This window comes from Bradyrhizobium sp. CCGB01 (assembly GCF_024199795.1).
In the GTDB taxonomy this organism is placed as follows: domain Bacteria; phylum Pseudomonadota; class Alphaproteobacteria; order Rhizobiales; family Xanthobacteraceae; genus Bradyrhizobium.
Genome location: NZ_JANADK010000001.1, coordinates 2,126,404 through 2,142,058, shown reverse-complemented (window position 1 = coordinate 2,142,058; position 15,655 = coordinate 2,126,404). Strand labels below are relative to the sequence as shown.

General features: G+C 64.5%; 16 protein-coding genes. 6 read left to right on the top strand and 10 right to left on the bottom strand.

The window, feature by feature from the left end; translation table 11 throughout:
- Positions 1–16: 16 nt before the first annotated feature.
- From NLM25_RS09630 to NLM25_RS09620, 3 genes are read right to left on the bottom strand one after another with little or no spacing between them, the layout of a single operon-like run.
- Positions 17–1,171: an ABC transporter substrate-binding protein gene (locus NLM25_RS09630; protein ID WP_254136765.1), complete on the bottom strand. Its 1,155-nt coding sequence runs from the start codon at positions 1,169–1,171 to the stop codon at positions 17–19.
- Between the two features lie 27 nt (positions 1,172–1,198).
- A complete protein-coding gene (locus tag NLM25_RS09625; RefSeq protein ID WP_254136764.1) occupies positions 1,199–2,044 on the bottom strand; it encodes an amidohydrolase in 846 nt (281 codons plus the stop codon).
- A gap of 25 nt (positions 2,045–2,069) precedes the next feature.
- Positions 2,070–2,912, bottom strand: coding sequence for a shikimate dehydrogenase (locus NLM25_RS09620; protein ID WP_254136763.1), 843 nt, complete (start codon positions 2,910–2,912; stop codon positions 2,070–2,072).
- A 611-nt stretch (positions 2,913–3,523) separates the two neighbouring features.
- Here NLM25_RS09620 and NLM25_RS09615 point away from each other — a divergent pair.
- Positions 3,524–3,790 carry a hypothetical protein gene (locus tag NLM25_RS09615; RefSeq protein ID WP_254116623.1) on the top strand — a complete coding sequence of 89 codons (267 nt, stop codon included), beginning with the start codon at positions 3,524–3,526 and terminating at the stop codon, positions 3,788–3,790.
- 95 nt (positions 3,791–3,885) lie between these two features.
- Here the strand turns inward: NLM25_RS09615 and NLM25_RS09610 are convergent, their stop codons facing one another.
- Genes NLM25_RS09610 through NLM25_RS09600 form a run of 3 tightly spaced genes read right to left on the bottom strand, consistent with a single transcriptional unit; the run spans position 3,886 to position 5,971 of the window.
- A complete protein-coding gene (locus tag NLM25_RS09610) occupies positions 3,886–4,731 on the bottom strand; it encodes an SDR family NAD(P)-dependent oxidoreductase (RefSeq protein WP_254136762.1) in 846 nt (281 codons plus the stop codon).
- A gap of 9 nt (positions 4,732–4,740) precedes the next feature.
- Positions 4,741–5,292 carry a carboxymuconolactone decarboxylase family protein gene (locus NLM25_RS09605; protein WP_254136761.1) on the bottom strand — a complete coding sequence of 184 codons (552 nt, stop codon included), beginning with the start codon at positions 5,290–5,292 and terminating at the stop codon, positions 4,741–4,743.
- Positions 5,270–5,971 (bottom strand): TetR/AcrR family transcriptional regulator, encoded by a 702-nt coding sequence (locus NLM25_RS09600; RefSeq protein ID WP_254136760.1) that lies wholly within the window; start codon positions 5,969–5,971, stop codon positions 5,270–5,272. The genes NLM25_RS09605 and NLM25_RS09600 overlap by 23 nt, the downstream gene beginning before the upstream one ends.
- A gap of 166 nt (positions 5,972–6,137) precedes the next feature.
- On the opposite strand from NLM25_RS09600, the gene NLM25_RS09595 reads away from it, so the two are divergent.
- The 5 genes from NLM25_RS09595 (at position 6,138) to NLM25_RS09575 (ending at position 10,871) form a co-directional block, all read left to right on the top strand.
- Positions 6,138–7,343 (top strand): ABC transporter substrate-binding protein, encoded by a 1,206-nt coding sequence (locus NLM25_RS09595; protein WP_254136759.1) that lies wholly within the window; start codon positions 6,138–6,140, stop codon positions 7,341–7,343.
- Between the two features lie 28 nt (positions 7,344–7,371).
- Entirely contained in the window at positions 7,372–8,241 is an 870-nt protein-coding gene (locus NLM25_RS09590) for an MBL fold metallo-hydrolase (RefSeq protein WP_254136758.1), read from the top strand.
- A gap of 11 nt (positions 8,242–8,252) precedes the next feature.
- Positions 8,253–9,221, top strand: a complete 969-nt coding sequence (locus tag NLM25_RS09585) for a tripartite tricarboxylate transporter substrate binding protein (protein WP_254136757.1) — start codon at positions 8,253–8,255, stop codon at positions 9,219–9,221.
- A 198-nt stretch (positions 9,222–9,419) separates the two neighbouring features.
- Positions 9,420–9,959: a VOC family protein gene (locus NLM25_RS09580; protein ID WP_254136756.1), complete on the top strand. Its 540-nt coding sequence runs from the start codon at positions 9,420–9,422 to the stop codon at positions 9,957–9,959.
- A 99-nt stretch (positions 9,960–10,058) separates the two neighbouring features.
- Positions 10,059–10,871, top strand: coding sequence for a class I SAM-dependent methyltransferase (locus NLM25_RS09575; protein ID WP_254136755.1), 813 nt, complete (start codon positions 10,059–10,061; stop codon positions 10,869–10,871).
- A 24-nt stretch (positions 10,872–10,895) separates the two neighbouring features.
- On the opposite strand, the gene NLM25_RS09570 is transcribed toward NLM25_RS09575, so the two are convergent.
- The 4 genes from NLM25_RS09570 to NLM25_RS09555 all read right to left on the bottom strand — a co-directional run bounded on the left by NLM25_RS09570 (position 10,896) and on the right by NLM25_RS09555 (position 15,510).
- A complete protein-coding gene (locus NLM25_RS09570) occupies positions 10,896–12,461 on the bottom strand; it encodes a L,D-transpeptidase (protein WP_254136754.1) in 1,566 nt (521 codons plus the stop codon).
- Positions 12,462–12,685: 224 nt separating this feature from the next.
- Positions 12,686–12,904: a hypothetical protein gene (locus NLM25_RS09565; RefSeq protein WP_254116613.1), complete on the bottom strand. Its 219-nt coding sequence runs from the start codon at positions 12,902–12,904 to the stop codon at positions 12,686–12,688.
- 106 nt (positions 12,905–13,010) lie between these two features.
- Entirely contained in the window at positions 13,011–14,204 is a 1,194-nt protein-coding gene (locus NLM25_RS09560) for a CaiB/BaiF CoA-transferase family protein (protein ID WP_254136753.1), read from the bottom strand.
- Between the two features lie 91 nt (positions 14,205–14,295).
- Positions 14,296–15,510 carry an ABC transporter substrate-binding protein gene (locus NLM25_RS09555; RefSeq protein ID WP_254116611.1) on the bottom strand — a complete coding sequence of 405 codons (1,215 nt, stop codon included), beginning with the start codon at positions 15,508–15,510 and terminating at the stop codon, positions 14,296–14,298.
- Between the last annotated feature and the right edge of the window lie 145 nt (positions 15,511–15,655).

The following is a 15,655-nucleotide window of genomic DNA, read 5'->3' as shown; positions in this document are numbered from 1 at the left end:
GAGCAGGCGGACGTCCTCACTCCCCCTTGCCGACCTTCAGCTTCGGCAATGTCTCGACGATCTTCTGCTTGCCGTCGACGATCTCGGCGAGGAAACTGGCGCGGTCGATGTCGCCGTTCTGGTCCCAGCTCGCCTCCATCAGCATGCCGGGGGCCTTATCCGGCCTCAGGGTCAGGCCCTTCATCGCCGCGCCAAACGCCTTGCTGTCGAACTTGCCGATCTTTTCGGTGACGTATTTGACGAGATAGACCGCGGTGTAGCCCTTGATGCCGTTGTGATCGGGCCGGTACTTGAAGCGCGCCGTGAATTTCGCCGCAAAATCCTCGATCGCCGGCACCGGTGCATCGGCGGAAAGGCCGACATGGCCGCGCACGCCATTGGCGGCGGGGCCGGCGAGCTCGACCACCTTCTGGCTGAGCAGCGTGGTCTCCCCAAACAGCGGCGTCGTCAGGCCCTGCCGCTTGGCCTCGATCAGGAAGCGCGCGCTCTCCTCCTCGTTGGTATAGACGAAGATCGCGTCGGCCTTGGCGCCCTTCAGCTTGATGACATCGGAGCCGAAATCGACCTGGCCCTGCTCGGTGGAGATGTCGGCCGCAACCTCGATGTTGCGCGACTTCATCTCCTTCACAAAATTGTCGTGGCCGCCCTTGCCGAAATCATTGTTGACCCAGAGAACCGCAACAGTCTTCACCTTGAGCTTGTCGTGCAGGTAGTTGGCGATCTTCGGCATCGAGAATTGCTGGCCGAAGGCGGTGCGGAACACCCATGGGTTGCCCTGCGTGGTGATATCGGCGGCCTCGGCGCCGACGATCTGCGGGATCTCGGCCGCTTGCGTCAGCGCCATGTTGACCTTGACCGAGCCGGAATAGATCGGCCCGAGCACGACATAGGGATCCTTGTCCAGGACCTTCTGCACCTGTGCGCGCGAGATGCCGGGGTTGCTCTGGGTGTCGAGATGCTCGGTCTGGATTTTTCGGCCCAGAATGCCGCCGGCGGCGTTGATCTCGTCGACCGCGAGCGCGACGCCGTCGCGCCAGTTGGTGCCGGACACCGCGCCGGGGCCGGAGAGCTCGATGACATCGGGGATGTAGACCGTACCCTGCGCGGCGGCTGCACCTGATAACAGCGATGCCGCGAGCGCGATGCCGAATGCCCCTGCAAGATGCCTCATGATGTCCTCCTCCCCTTTGCTTTCTTTTTATGATCGATCTGTCGTGTCGTCGAAATCGAGCAGCCTTGCCGGCGTTCGCCACAGCAGGCGATGCTGATCGCCCGCGTCCGGAAACAGCTTTGTCAGCACCGCGAGCAGCGGCCCGTAATCGAGCCGTTCAGGCGCGCGCAGGAATGGATAGTCTGATCCCCAAACGCAGCGATCGAGCGTGAAGGCCTCGACGAGGGCCGCGATGAACGGCCAGGTGTCCTCATAAGGATGCGGCTGCTGCGAGAATTTGTAGTAGCCGGACAGCTTGATGTGCGCGTCGCGCTCGCGGCCGATCGCCAGCAGCGCCTGGAATGCTTTGCCCCTCAAGCCCTGCGCGACCGACGGCCGCCCGCAATGGTCGAACACCAGACGCACATCTGATTTTTCAATGAGCGGCAGCAGGTCGAGCAACTGGTCCTGCTCGACCTGGATCTGGAGGAACAGGCCGAGGCTGGTCAGCTTCTCCAGCAGCGGCGCCGTGTTGCGATAATAATCGGCGCCATGGAATGGTACGTTGAAGGCGACGCCGACGATGCCTGCGGCTTTCAAACGCTCCAGCTCTTTGATGTCGACGTCGTTCTCGACCACGGCGACGCCTTTGAAGCGGCCGCCGCCCTGACTCAAGGTGTCGAGCAGGATGCGGCTGTCGCTGCCGTAACCGGTGTTGGTGGCGACCACGAGCGCGTGCCTGACGTCGAAGGCGTCGAAGACGCGGATGAGCTGCGCCGCGGGCGCGATCTCCTGCCCGCTCGGACGGTATGGCGTGTCAGCCCGGTAAGGAAAGCGGGCGGGATCGATGGCATGGATGTGGCAGTCGATCCTGGGAGACGCCGGCAGTGTCATGGCGCAAAACTCCCCGGCACGCGGTTCAGAACGTCGCCTCGATGGCTTTGATCAGCTCGGGCGTCACGTCGGGCATGACGCCGAACCAGGCCTTGAAGGCGAGCCGGGCCTGGTTGAGCAACAGGCCAAGCCCATTCACCGTGGTGCAGCCCCGCGCACGAGCTTCAGCCAGGAACGGCGTTTCGAGCGGCGTGTAGATGAGGTCGGCGGCGAGCGTCTCGGGCCTCAGGCGCGACAGGTCGATCTCGAGCGCGCCCTTACCGACCATGCCGCGGTCGGTGCAATTGACGAGCAGGGCGACGTCGGCGAGCGCGGCGCCGCGAGCGTCCCACGCTACGGTGCTGATGGCGGAGCCGAATTCGGTCGCGATGGCCTGCGCCTTTTCCGGCGTGCGATTGGCGATGCGGATCTCGCGCGCGCCGTTCTCCAGCAGCGCCACGACCACGGCGCGCGAGGCGCCACCGGCGCCCAGCAGCAGGATCGGCCCGGCCTCGCCGCGCCAGCCGGGCTTCGCATCGCGCAGGCTTTGTACAAAGCCGTTGCCGTCATTGTTGAAGCCGGAGAGCGTGCCGTCTTGCTCGACGACGATGGTGTTGACGGCGCCGATGCGCTTCGCCGTCTCGTTGACGCGGTCGAGCTTCGGCATCGCGGTCTGCTTGTGCGGCATGGTGACGTTGCAGCCGCGGAACCCGAGCGCGACGAGCCCGGAAAGCGCATCGTCGAGCCGCTCCGGCTCAACCGCGAGCGGCACATAGGCGCCGCGGATGCCATGGGCCTGCAGCCAGTAATTATGAATGACCGGCGAGCGCGAATGCGCGACCGGCATGCCGATCACGCCAGCCAAAGCAAAACCATCTGCCTGCGGCATGCTGCGATATCCCCCTCAACCCGGCTGCCCCCGCACACGGGCGGCGCTCCACGATCGCGACTTTAACGCGCGACCATCTTATTTGGTCATTTGTACAACATCATTAGGCGATATGGCCATGACGCGCAATCTGTATCTCGTGATGGCGGTACGGATGGGAGCGGGCGCCGACCAACGGAGCGGCTGCTTCCCGTTGCCTTCGTTGGCGGCAATTTAGGTCGAGAAGCTACCCCTTTTGGGTGCCTTGCACGGCGCTTGGAGTACGGGAATAGTCCATACACTTGAATAACGGTAATCGGCTCACGCTTCGGCAGGCAATTGCGTAACGCCCTCCTTTCAGTGGGAGAATTGCAATGCCCGTGTTGGACTTGCCGCACTGGTTGATAATTGCAGGTTCCGCGTTTGTATTCGGCGGGCTCATCGGCTTGGGAGTTCGCCGCAACAAGCATGTTGAGAGCGATCCCGTTCTGCTCCCGGGCGACTTGGCGGCATGGAGAGCCGAGGGATCAGAGACCCCGGGCGTTGCGGCCGTCCGGGATTCGCACAGGTAGGCACTGACGACTTGCACCCGCGGAGCAAAACTCTCGCGAAGCAAAACTCTGGAGAGTCATATGGCCCTGCTCTTTGCTCGCGTCGATACTCCGGTGAATGAGCTTGAAATCTGGATGGCGTGCAGCGGCGGATTTTCGTTTGTGATCAGCAACGAAGACCGCACCGGTCCTGGCCTTCACGGAAAGCCGGGCCTGGTTGCCTCATGGCGACCGGTCGAAGGGAACAAGTCCGCAGTCAAACTTGGCGGCTCCCCCTTCAAAACCTTCGCTGAAGCCGAGAAGGCATGCGAGGATCTCCTGAAAGCACTCGAGCAGATGAACGCATAGCAGACCCCGACGACGATTGCGGGTCGTCGCAGTGATGAGAGTCTTCTGCTTCGCCGAGGGCGTCGAATGCCGCGGTGCCAGATTGCGCTTTCGTCTTACATTCCGCTCAAACCGCTATCCACCGCGAGCGTCTGTGCGGTGACGTAGACGCTTTCGTCCGACAGGAAGAACAGCACGGCATAGGCGATCTCCCACGCGGTGGCCTGGCGGCCGAAGGGGACGTGGCCCTTGCCGCGGTTGGGACGGCCGGCGCCGGCTTCGCGGCCGTTGGGGGTGTCGACGAGACCGGGATAGACGAGGTTGGCGCGGATGCCGCGGCGCGATCCGAGATGGGCGATGTTGCGCATCAGGCCGCCGAGCGCAGCTTTCGACGAGTCGTACACCGCCATCTGCGAGCCCGCCTTCAGCGCGGCGATCGAGGAGATGAAGACGATGGCGCCGCCATTGTCGAACTTCGGCAGGGCCGCGCGGCAGCACAGCATCGGGCCGCGGACGTTGACGTCGTAGATCCTGTTCCACTCCTCAGGGCTGACATTATCGAGCCCGGTCTTGCCGAAGGTACCGATGTTCAGGACCATGCCGTCGAGGCCACCCATGGTGCGATGGGCTTCGTCGATCATGCGCCGGACGTCGGCTTCCGACGTGACGTCGGCCGTGATGGCAAAGCCCTCGCCGCCTTCGTCGGTGATGTGCTTGACGGTCTGCTGCGCGGACGTGTGGTTGAGGTCGGCGACCGCGACCTTCGCGCCCTCGCGTGCGCATAGAATGCTCATGGCGCGGCCGTTGCCGATCGGATCGGTGGCGGCGTCGAACACGCGCTGGCCGCCGCCGACGATCAGGATGCGGCGCCCCTTCAGGCGTCCCCTGCCCGGCGCTTCGCCCAAGGACTCCGCGCTCGGCGGACGGACGTAGCGCTCCGGTTTGCTGTCGGTTTCCGTCATCTCAGCCGCCTACTTCTTGCCGCCGTCATAGACCTTCATGCCCGCTGCCGGATCGAGATCGGTCTCGGTGGCCTCGGTGAGACGTGCCATCATCATGTAGAAGCCAAGCGCGACGATGGACTCGACGATCTCCTGGTCGCTGAAGTGCTTGCGCATGGCAGCGAAGATCGTCTCGGGAACGCGGACGTTCTCGACCACTTCGCGGCCAAACTTCAGCAAGGCGCGCTCGGCCTCGCTCAACGCGGCGGCATCATAGTCGCTGCGCTCGACCGCATCGATCTGTGCTTGCGTGCAGCCGACGCCGAGCGCGATCGGCACGTGCTGGCGCCATTCATAGGCGCCGCCTTCGAGCTGGGCGGCCTGCAAGATCAAAAGCTCGCGGTTGACCGCGCTGAGCTTCTGCTTGTGCAGGATCGAATTGCCGAGCCGCATCGCCGGGATCATGTTGGCCTCGGCATGGGCCATCATGCGAAAGATGTTGAGCTTGACCGGCATGCGGTCGAACGAGGCGCGGATGTCGCCGCTGGTCGTCTCCGGATCAATCAGGGGCAGCCTTGCCACGATTCTCTCCCTTGGTTCTTCGTTTCTTGTTGTCGTTCGTGCCGCCATCCGCCGCGATCAGCGACAGGAAGAAGGCGAGATAGCGGTCGATCGCCTCGATCACCTTCGGCCGCGGCGAAGGTGCCGCGCCCATCACGTAATGCTCGAGGCGGATGTAGATCAGGCCGGCGGCGAACAGGCGCGCGGTCTCGCGCGGGTCAGGCGTCTTGACCAAACCGGCGAGCGCGAAGCCGCGAAAATAATCCGTCATCATGCTCTGCTCGCGCGCATAGAAATGGTCGGCGAATTTGGCGCGAATGCCGGGTACGCGGTTACGCTCGGCGGTGATGACCTTCTGGAACTGATGCTCGCGCGGGTCGGACCATTGCTCGACGAGGTCCAATGCAAACTGCCGGCAGAGCGCGGCGGGCTGCCGCGCGAGCTGCCTGTAGCGCGGCTCCTCCAGCCGGCTCGCCGAGCTGGCCGGACCGTGCTCGCTGACGATCGCTTCCAGGATCGCGGCCTTGCCGGAGAAATGATTGTAGAGGCTGCTTTCGCGGATGCCGACGCGACGCGCCAGCTCGCGCATCGAGGCGCCGCCATAGCCGCTCTGCGCGAACAGATTAAGCGCTTCGCTCAGGATGCGCTCGCGGGTGGTGGGCGCAGCCGCTTCCGCTGCGCTGGAGGTGTGGACAGCCATCCGGCTTGACTAACGAACGATCGTTCGCTAGTCAACCGTACGAACGATCGTTCGTTTCGTCAATCTGGCGACAACGGTCGCGGCCCGCAAGTCCGCTTTCGGGCGCTGTTCTCGCGTTTCAACTCCGCTCCATGAGAGGCGGAGAGCAATTTGGGGAGACGACGTCATGGCGCGCTTTGCCCGCTTTCGCGCGGCCTGCATCCTGTTGCCGCTGCTCGCAGCCAGCACCGCTTCTGCCCAAACCGCGAAATACGATCCCGGCGCCGACGACAAGACCATCAAGATCGGCACCACCGCGCCGCTCAGCGGTCCGGTGTCGGCGTTCGCGCAGATCGCGAAATCCGCGGAGGCCTATTTTCGCAAGGTGAACGACGACGGCGGCGTCAACGGGCGGCGCATCCAGATGATCATCGCGGACGATGCCTACAGCCCGCCGAAGACGGTGGAGCAGACGCGGCGCCTGGTCGAGAGCGAGGAAGTGCTGCTGATCTTCGGCGGCGTCGGCACCCCGACCAACAGCGCCGTGCACAAATATCTCAACGACCGCAAGGTGCCGCAGCTCTTCCTCGGTTCTGGCGCGGCGAAGTGGGACGATCCCAAGAACTTTCCGTGGACCGTCGGCTGGCAGCCAACCTACCGCGACGAGGCCATCGCCTACGCCAGATACATCAAGGCGAGCCACGCCAATGCGAAGATCGGCGTGCTCTATCAGAACGACGATCTCGGCAAGGACTACCTGAAAGCGCTGGAGGAAGGGCTCGGCGGTGGCGAAGCGATCGTCGCGCGCGCGGCCTATGAGACCTCGGCGCCGACCGTCGACACCCAGATCCTGCAACTGAAGACCGCCGGCGCGGACGTCGTGCTGGTGGCGGCGACGCCGAAATTTGCCGCGCAGGCGATCCGCAAGATCGGCGAGATCGGCTGGAAGCCCGTCACCATCATCTCCAACGTCTCGGCCTCGATCAGCGGCGTACTGGAGCCGGCCGGCAAGGACAACTCCACCGGCGTCATCTCCAGCCAGTATCTGAAGGACGCGACCGATCCGGCGTCGAAGGACGATGCCGGCTATAAGGAATGGGCTGCCTTCATGGACAAATATCTGCCGGACGCCAACAAGAGCGACTGGCTCAACGTCTATGGCTACACCATCGCCCAGACGCTGGTGACGGTGCTGAAGGCCTCCGGCAACGACCTCACCCGCGCCAACGTGATGAAGCAGGCGACGACGATGAAGGACGTACGCTTGCCGATGCTGATCAACGGCACCGCGGTGAACAACTCGCCCGAGCACTATACGCCGATGACGAGCCTCCAGCTGATCCGCTTCGACGGTACCCGCTGGGTGCCGTTCGGCGACCTCCTGAAGAATTGAGCCAATGCGGGGGTTGCGGATCGGCAGCATGCGGGTGGATCTCGTCAGCGAGATCCCTTCGCTTGCGTTCGACAAGACCTGGCTGTTCGCCAACGTCACCGACGAGGTGATCGCGGAGAACCGCAACTGGCTCGATCACCGCTATATCGAGCCGGAGACCGGCCGCTTCATCCTCAGCCACCACTCCTATCTCGTGCGCACGCCGCGCTGGACGGCCATCGTCGACACCTGTTGCGGCAATCACAAGAAGCGGCCGCGGGTGCCGGCGTGGAATGACCTCAACCAGCCTTACCTTGAGAACATGCAGGCGCTCGGCGTTGCGCCTGAAGAGGTCGACTTCGTGATGTGCACGCATCTGCACGTCGATCACGTCGGCTGGAATACGCGGCTCGTGGACGGCCGCTGGGTACCGACCTTCCCCAACGCGCGCTATTTGATGGGCCGCGCCGAATATCGTCACTTCGAAGCCGCGCACAACGCCGCGCCGAAGAGTCCCGTGAACCACGGCTCGTTCGAGGATTCCGTGCTGCCGGTGGTCGCCGCGGGCCAGGCTGAGCTGGTCGAGACCGATCACCGCCTGTTTAGCGAGCGCGATGCGGCCTTGCGGTTCGCGCCGGCACCGGGCCACACCGCCGGCAACATGCAGATCCACCTCAACGGCGGACACGATCACGCGGTGATGTCGGGCGACGTCATCCATCATCCGATCCAGTGCGCCGCGCCGTGGCTGTCGAATGCCGCCGATGTCGATCCGGCCGCCGCGGTCGCAACGCGAATGGCGTTGCTGGAAGAGCTTGCCGATACGCCAAGCTATCTGCTCACCGGCCATTTTCCGGCGCCGACCGCGGGACGCGTGATCCGGCACGGCGACTCCTACAGATTTCGTTTCGAGGAATAGGGGGAAATCACATGATGCTGCGCACCGTCACGCTTTCGTTTCTCGCATTGCTGTCGGCGGCGCTGCCGTCGCGCGCCGAGGATCCGGCCGCCTATCCCACGCACAAGATCAAGATGCTGCTGCCTTACGCGGCTGGTGGCGGCGGCGACGTGGTCGGGCGGCTGCTCGCCGACAAGATGGGCAAGACGCTGGGACAGAGCATCTATATCGAGAACCACACCGGTGCAGCCGGCACGCTCGGCACGCAGATGGTCGCGACATCGGCGAATGACGGCTACACCATCACGGTCGGCGGCATGACCACGCATGTGCTGGCGCCTGCGATCTATCCAAAGCTGGCCTACGACCCGATCAAGGATTTCACGACCATCGGCCGCGTCGGGACGTCCTCGATCATGCTGGTGGCAACCAAGGACTTTCCCGCCAATGACATCAAGAGCCTGATCGCGCTGGCCAGGAAGGGTGAACCGATCCAGTACGGCAGCTGGGGCGTCGGATCGACCGGACAATTCTGCGCGGAAATCCTGATGCAGCAGACCGGCATCAAGATGGAGCACGTGCCGTTCAACGGCATTGCAAAGCTTGCCGGCGACCTGCTCGGCGGCCACATTTCGCTGGCGACGCTCGACATGGCGACCGCGACGCCGCTGGTCAAGGACGGCTCGATCAAGGCGCTGGCCGCCTGTGGCGAGCGCTCGCCGAGCCTGCCTGACGTCGCGACCTACAAGGAACAGGGCGTGGCGTTCGACCGCAGCCTGTCATGGGCGATGTATGCGCCGGCGGGACTCGCACCGCCGGTCGCGCAAAAACTGTCCGCGGCGCTGAAGGACGCGCTCGGCGATGCCGAGGTGAAGCAGAAGCTGCTGGGGCTCGGCATCACGCCGCAATTCGTGCCCGGCGACGAGCAGCGTGACATCAACGCCCGCGACATCGCAGCCTGGAAGCAGGTAGCCAAGGACGCAGGCATCGAGGTCAAGTGAACAAGAACGCGTGGAATCTGCGGGCGCGGCCATCCTTCGAGACGCCCGCCTGCGGCGGGCTCCTCAGGATGAGGACCCGTTGCGCGGTGGGGTATCAGCCCCTCATGGTGAGGAGCCCGCAAAGCGGGCGTCTCGAACCATGCAGGCCGAACTCGTCCAACAGTCTGAAGTGAAAAAATTGGGAACAGGAGCGCGGGCATGAGCCGCATCTTCGGCGCGGTGCGCCAGAACGGATATGTGGTGCGGGACATCCAGGCTGCGATGACGCACTGGATCGAAGTGATGGGCGTCGGTCCCTGGTACTACATGGACCGCGTCAAGACCGACTGGTTCCGCCATCGCGGCCAGGATTCCGCGGTCGAGATGAGCATCGCGCTGGCCAATTCCGGCGATCTCCAGATCGAGCTGATCCAGCAGCGCAACGACGCGCCCTCGCTGTACAAGGAGTTTCTGGACGCCGGCCACGAGGGCCTCCAGCACATGTCTTACTGGAGCCACGACTACCAGGCGCTCTACGACAGAGCGATCGGGCTCGGCTACAAGGTCGGCCATGAGGGCCAGATCGGCGGCGACAAGGGGCGCTTTGCCTATTTCGACACGCAGGCGCACCCGGGAACCATCATCGAGATCTCCGACATCAGCGGCACCAAGGGGCCGTTCTTCGAGAAAGTCCGGCAGGCAGCGATGAACTGGGACGGCACGCGAGCGATCCGTGAGGTCGGCGGCGCGAAACCCTAAGGCCGATCGCTGGATTGCGACCGGAACAAGCTGCCGGTGCGGTGAGACCGCGATCCATGGTAGCATGAGCCCAGTGTCCGAACCTTCAGCGAGGCAAGCATGTCTAGCACTGACAAGGTTTTCGCCGGCTCGATCCCGAAGCTCTACGACGAATATCTGGTGCCGATGATCTTCTCCGTCTATGCGGAGGACATCGCAAGGCGCGTCGCCGCGCGAGCCCCCTCCACGCTGCTCGAGATCGCAGCCGGCACCGGCGCCGTCACGCGCGCCGCGGCGGCGGCGTTGCCGCGCGGCGTCCGTTACGTCGCGACCGACCTCAACGAGCCGATGCTTGCAGTCGCCGCGCAGCGTCAGGTGGGTGACGATCGCATCAGCTGGCGCCAGGCGGATGCAATGGCGCTGCCGTTCGGCGACGCCGAGTTCGACGTGGTCTGCTGCCAGTTCGGCGCGATGTTCTTTCCGGACCGTGTCAAAGCTTACGAGGAGGTGAAGCGCGTCCTGAAGGGCGATGGCACGTTCGTGTTCAACGTCTGGGATCGCATCGAGGACAATGTGCTCTCGCAAGACGCGACGGCCGCGCTCGGCAAGATGTTTCCCGACGATCCCCCGCGTTTCATGATCCGGACGCCGCACGGTTATCACGACAAAGCCGTCATCAGCGCCGACCTCGAACGTGCGGGCTTCCGCGACATCACGATCGAAACGCGATCCGAGACCAGCCGCGCGCCGTCGGCCGAGTACGTCGCGATCGCGCTCTGCCAGGGCACACCGCTGCGCAGCGAGATCGAGGCCAGGGATGCCAGCAAGCTTCAGGCTGCAACCGACTTCGTTGCCGAGGCGCTGCGAACGCGCCACGGATCCGGTGCGGTCGAGGGCAAGATCCAGGCTATCGTGATCGAAGCCCGCCGGTAATTGCGGGCCCCGGTCTGCCGCGCCTTACCAGAAACTTCGCTGCATCGGCTGTGCCGGCTGATAATACTGGTACTGGCCGCGCCGGCGCGGATTGACGGGCTGCGGATATTGATCGCGCTGCTGGAAGAAGAAGCCGAAGCCGTTGCCGCCATTGGCCCAGCTGTCGTCGCTGGCAACGTCCATGGGAGGCGGCGCGGTCGGCTTGCGCGTGATGAAGCCGCCCTGCGGATGATTGCTCAGCACCGCGACGAACTCGGTGCGGTAATTGGTCTCGGCGCTCAACGGCTCGTCCGAGATGATGATCGACGAGCGCGGCAATGCGGTCGGCCCGATGCGATCCCACACGTCCCGCGGGATGGTGATGCGGTCGAGCGCGTCCTTGGCGTCGTCACCGCTTTCGATCGTGACCACGCTCCAGCGCAGGCCGGTATCGTTCTTCGCCATCGCGGTGAAGATGTGCGTGCCGAGCGGCTGGTCGGGATTGCGGATCGTGACGGGGACCTCGATGCTGGTGTCGAACACCTCGCCGCCGCCATCCGGCGCCGGCTTGTGCGTGTTCCGACGCACATAGAGCTTCTGCGTCGCGCGGCTGATGTAGACCGAGACCGGCTCGAGCGCGAGCTTGGCGTCGGTCGCAGCCGTCACCGCATCGGCCTTCCTGGTTGCCGCGACCTTCGCGGCTTCTTTCGTGGCAGCGACGGCGTCGCGCTTCGGCTGCGCGGCGGCCTTGGCGGCATCGAGCGCCGATGCTGCGTCTGCAGCCTTGGTGGCAACCTTCTGCTTCAGCTCCTCGGCCTGTGCCCGCGCCTGATCGGTCTTTGCACCTGCGACCTTCTTGTCCGCGAAGGCGAGCTCGGCGTCGGCCTTGGCCTTCTGCTGTTCCAGCTTGCGCAGCGACGCAGGAAGCGACGCGGCCTCCTTCGCGGCTGCGGCCGCAGCTTTCTTGGTTTCGGCGGCGGCCTGGGTCGCCTCCTCGGCTTCGGCCGAGAGCTTGTCGGCCCGGCTCGGCACTGCCGCGATGGCCTCGCGCTTCGGCACGAACAACGAGGCATGAGTGAAATCGATCGGAGCCGCGTCGTTCGGGGAGATGATCACCCGCATTCCGATGTTCGTCTTGTCGAACAGGCCCTCGGCGAAATTGAAGGGCATGCGCACGCAGCCGTGCGAGGCGGCATAGCCGGGCAGCGGCCCGCCATGCAGCGCGATGCCGTTCCAGGTGATGCGCTGCATGTTCGGCATCCAGGCATCGTCATACATGGTCGAGCGGTGGTCCTTGTCCTTCTCGACGATGGCGAAGACGCCGGCCGGCGTCTCGCGGCCCGTGGTGCCGGTGGAGACCGGCGCGCGCAGGATCCAGCCGTCGGCATCGTAGAAGGTGACCTGCTGGCTCTTGATCGACACGATCGCCATGATCGGTTCACCGGCCTCGCGCGGCGCCACCGCCTCGACCGGCTGGCGCGCCTGCTTGGCCGCCTCGGCGCTGGCGGTCAGCGCCGTCAGGGCGGCGACCGCGGCCAGCGCAACAAGTCCGGGAGGCCGCCAACGCCGCATCGCCGTGGTGGATTGCGCCGTCGTCATCAGGTCTTTCATGCCATACCCCGGTCCAGTACCAGTCCGTGCCTTAAGTCTGAGATTGCGATCTCTGGATTAAGAAATCGCAGCCACCTTGCGTTCCGTATCCGGCAATATTCAGTCCGGTCCGGCGGCAAATCTCTCATATACGACGGCTTGGAAAGGCGGAAGATGGCCCGGGGCCGGAGCTGGTCCGGAGCTGGCGGCGAATCGCTGCGGCAGAATGTCCGGTTTTGGCGCCGCTAACAGGTCCGGCGCCCGATCAGCCGCGTCATTGCAGCGCCGAACACGCCGAATAACGCAAAGGCCATGAGGGGCAGAGCCCGCAAGGCAGCCTGCCCGACCGGGTCATGCTCCCTCACCAGCAACACTGCGAACACCGTGAGGCTGAGGAGGACACAGATGAGAGCGGCGGCAAGACCCAGCTTGCGCAAAACGAAGGCAAGATCGGTCGTGGCCATGATCGAATCCGGGCTTTGATGAACAACCCCATACTAGACCTGCTCGAAGCAGCAGGATGTGACCGTCATCACAGAGATGTGTGACGGTCCCTGAGCACCGACCGGCTCAAGAGGCGACACCAACCGCCTTGCTGTCGACGAACGCCTGGATTTCGGCCTCGCTCAGGCCGGCCTCGCGGAGCACCTCGCGCGAGTGCTCGCCGAGGCGCGGCGCCATGCGATGGATGCCGGCCGGGCTTTCCGAGAACTTCGTCGCGGGCCGCGCCTGCCGGATCCGTCCTTCGGTGGGATGATCGATATCCGCAAACAGCCCGACCGCCGCGAGATGCGGCTGCTCGCCGATCTCGGTGAGCCGGGCGAAGGCCGTGTGCGGCACATCCAGCCGCAGCAGCAATTCCTCCCACTCCGCCGTGGTGCGGGTCGGACCGATCTCGCTCATGCGGTCGTAGATCTTGTCGATGTTTTGCGAGCGCAGCACCGGATCGCGCACGCCGAGCTCGTCGCTTAGTTCGGGGCGGCCGACGGCCTCGAAGAAGGCGCACCAATTGTCCCCGGAATAAGGCAGCATCGTCAGCCAGCCGTCCTTGGTCTGCACCGGGCGCCGGTTCTTCATCCGCTTGTAGCCGGTCGGGCCGATCGGCGGATCAAAGGCGTGCCCGCCAAGCATCTCGATGCTGTTGAAGCCCGCGATCGTCTCCAGCATCGGCACCTCGACCATCTGGCCCTGCCCGGTTCGCTCGCGCCGGAACAGAGCCGCGGACACCGCGCCGACCATCGCCATGGCGCAGATCTTGTCGCCGACGAGGCTCGGGATGAATTCCGGCTCCTCGTCCGATCCGATCGAGGACGCCAGGCCTGACGCGGCCTGGATGATCTCGTCGAAGGCGGGGCGCGCCGCCCACGGGCCGTCCTGGCCGAAGCCGGTCGCGGCAGCATAGATCAGCCGCGGGTTGAGTTTTGCGCAGGCTTCATAGCCGAAGCCGAGCCGCGCCATCGCCGCAGGCCGCACATTGGTGACGAGCGCGTCGACCGTCCGGATCAGCTTCGCCAGCGCGGCCTTGCCGTCCGGATGTTTCAGATCGAGCGCGAGGCTGCGCTTGTTGCGGTTGACTGCCATGAATTGGCCGCTCATGCCGCGATTCCGGAACACGCCGGTGTAGCGCCAGGTGTCGCCGGCGGGCGGCTCGACCTTGATGACATCGGCGCCCCAGTCACCGAGCATCTGCGCGGCATAGGGACCGAACAGCACGCTCGTCAGATCGAGAACGCGGATACCGCTGAGGGGGCCGGTCGCTGTCATCGTCTTTTCACTGTGGCTGGAGGAAGGTCGAGTGGGGCAATTGCAAGCGGGCGAGGCTGATGCCCTGCCCGCCTGCCACGAGACGTCGATTCTATTCGCCGAGCACGTCGCCGAACAGCTCCCAGGACTTGCCGTTGAACCGCGCCATCTGCAACTGGCGGATCGGCGTGACCTGCTCGGCCGAGGTGTTCAGCTTGATGCCCGGCAGCAGCATCGGCAGCTCGATGTCCTTGAAGGATTGCGTCTGCTTCATCAGGTTCGCGCGGGTCAAATCGTTGCCGGCGCGCTGCAGCACCAGCTCCATGATCTGCGCCATGGTGTAGCCGGTGACGTTGAAGACGTCGGCGGGATCGGCGCCTGAATTGTAGGTCTTCATCCATTCACGCCAGGCCTTCATGCCGGCATCATTCTCCCAGCGCGGATCGCCGGGGTCCTTCTGGAAGGCGCCGGTGACGATGCCGACGGAATTGTCGAGCCCGGCCGGCACCAGCACGGAGCCGACCGAGTTGGAGACGGCGGGAAGGATGATCTGCGGCTTCCAGCCGAGCTCGGCGATTTTCTTGATCGCTTGCGCCGCGAATTTCGGCGTGCACTCATTGAAGACGACGTCGGCGCCGGCGGCCTTGAACTTGACGATCTGGGAATCCACGGTCGGATCCGACGTCTCGTAGGTGGCCTCCGACACGATCTGGTTGACGTGCTCGCCGAGGCCTTCCTTGAAGCCGGCGAGATAGTCGCGGCCGGGATCCTCGTTTGGCGTGATGACGGCGATCTTGGCATTCGGCTTGTTCGCCAGAATCCACTTGGCGTAGATGCGACCCTCGGTCCGGTAGGTCGGCTGCGAGCCGGTGGTCCACGGAAAATGCTGCGGATCGTTCCAGCGGCTGGCGCCGCTCGACGGGAACAGCTGCGGGATCTTCTTGGCGTTGAGATATTTCTGCGCCGCGATATTCGGGCCGGTGCCGAGCATCGAGAACATCGCCAGCACCTCGTCGCTCTCGGCGAGGCGCCTGACCTGCTCGACCGTCTTCGACGGCGAATAGCCGTCGTCCATGCTGAGCAGCTCGACCTTGCGGCCGTTGATGCCGCCCTTGTCGTTGAGCATCTTGAAATAGGCGATCTCGGCGCGGCCGATCGCAGAATAGGCGGAGGCCGGTCCCGAATAGGGCATGGTCTGCCCGAGCTTGATGCTCGTGTCGGTCGCGCCGGTGTCGTAATTTCCGGCGCGTGCGGCCGAAGCAGCCCCCACGATTGCCAATAGAGCGACAGCTCCACGGACCAGCTGTTTTCCCGGCATGCTCGGCATCTCCTTCACAGGCAAGACGCATCGACGTGCGAGCTCACAGGCTGCCGCCGGCGCCCTCCACTTTCTTCTTGGTTTTCATCGGCCGCATCGATGGCGATGCCGGCGAGCGCGACGATACCTTGATTATGCAGCGTGAGATGTAGCG

What these genes read in the sequence shown, in the direction of transcription:
- NLM25_RS09610 (WP_254136762.1), bottom strand. Translation starts at nt 4,731, where the DNA reads ATGACGGAAACCGACAGCAAACCGGAGCGCTACGTCCGTCCGCCGAGC.
- NLM25_RS09555 (WP_254116611.1), bottom strand. Translation starts at nt 15,510, where the DNA reads ATGCCGAGCATGCCGGGAAAACAGCTGGTCCGTGGAGCTGTCGCTCTA.
- NLM25_RS09630 (WP_254136765.1), bottom strand. Translation starts at nt 1,171, where the DNA reads ATGAGGCATCTTGCAGGGGCATTCGGCATCGCGCTCGCGGCATCGCTG.
- NLM25_RS09565 (WP_254116613.1), bottom strand. Translation starts at nt 12,904, where the DNA reads ATGGCCACGACCGATCTTGCCTTCGTTTTGCGCAAGCTGGGTCTTGCC.
- NLM25_RS09570 (WP_254136754.1), bottom strand. Translation starts at nt 12,461, where the DNA reads ATGAAAGACCTGATGACGACGGCGCAATCCACCACGGCGATGCGGCGT.
- NLM25_RS09595 (WP_254136759.1), top strand. Translation starts at nt 6,138, where the DNA reads ATGGCGCGCTTTGCCCGCTTTCGCGCGGCCTGCATCCTGTTGCCGCTG.
- NLM25_RS09590 (WP_254136758.1), top strand. Translation starts at nt 7,372, where the DNA reads ATGCGGGTGGATCTCGTCAGCGAGATCCCTTCGCTTGCGTTCGACAAG.
- NLM25_RS09600 (WP_254136760.1), bottom strand. Translation starts at nt 5,971, where the DNA reads ATGGCTGTCCACACCTCCAGCGCAGCGGAAGCGGCTGCGCCCACCACC.
- NLM25_RS09580 (WP_254136756.1), top strand. Translation starts at nt 9,420, where the DNA reads ATGAGCCGCATCTTCGGCGCGGTGCGCCAGAACGGATATGTGGTGCGG.
- NLM25_RS09620 (WP_254136763.1), bottom strand. Translation starts at nt 2,912, where the DNA reads ATGCCGCAGGCAGATGGTTTTGCTTTGGCTGGCGTGATCGGCATGCCG.
- NLM25_RS09585 (WP_254136757.1), top strand. Translation starts at nt 8,253, where the DNA reads ATGATGCTGCGCACCGTCACGCTTTCGTTTCTCGCATTGCTGTCGGCG.
- NLM25_RS09625 (WP_254136764.1), bottom strand. Translation starts at nt 2,044, where the DNA reads ATGACACTGCCGGCGTCTCCCAGGATCGACTGCCACATCCATGCCATC.
- NLM25_RS09560 (WP_254136753.1), bottom strand. Translation starts at nt 14,204, where the DNA reads ATGACAGCGACCGGCCCCCTCAGCGGTATCCGCGTTCTCGATCTGACG.
- NLM25_RS09615 (WP_254116623.1), top strand. Translation starts at nt 3,524, where the DNA reads ATGGCCCTGCTCTTTGCTCGCGTCGATACTCCGGTGAATGAGCTTGAA.
- NLM25_RS09575 (WP_254136755.1), top strand. Translation starts at nt 10,059, where the DNA reads ATGTCTAGCACTGACAAGGTTTTCGCCGGCTCGATCCCGAAGCTCTAC.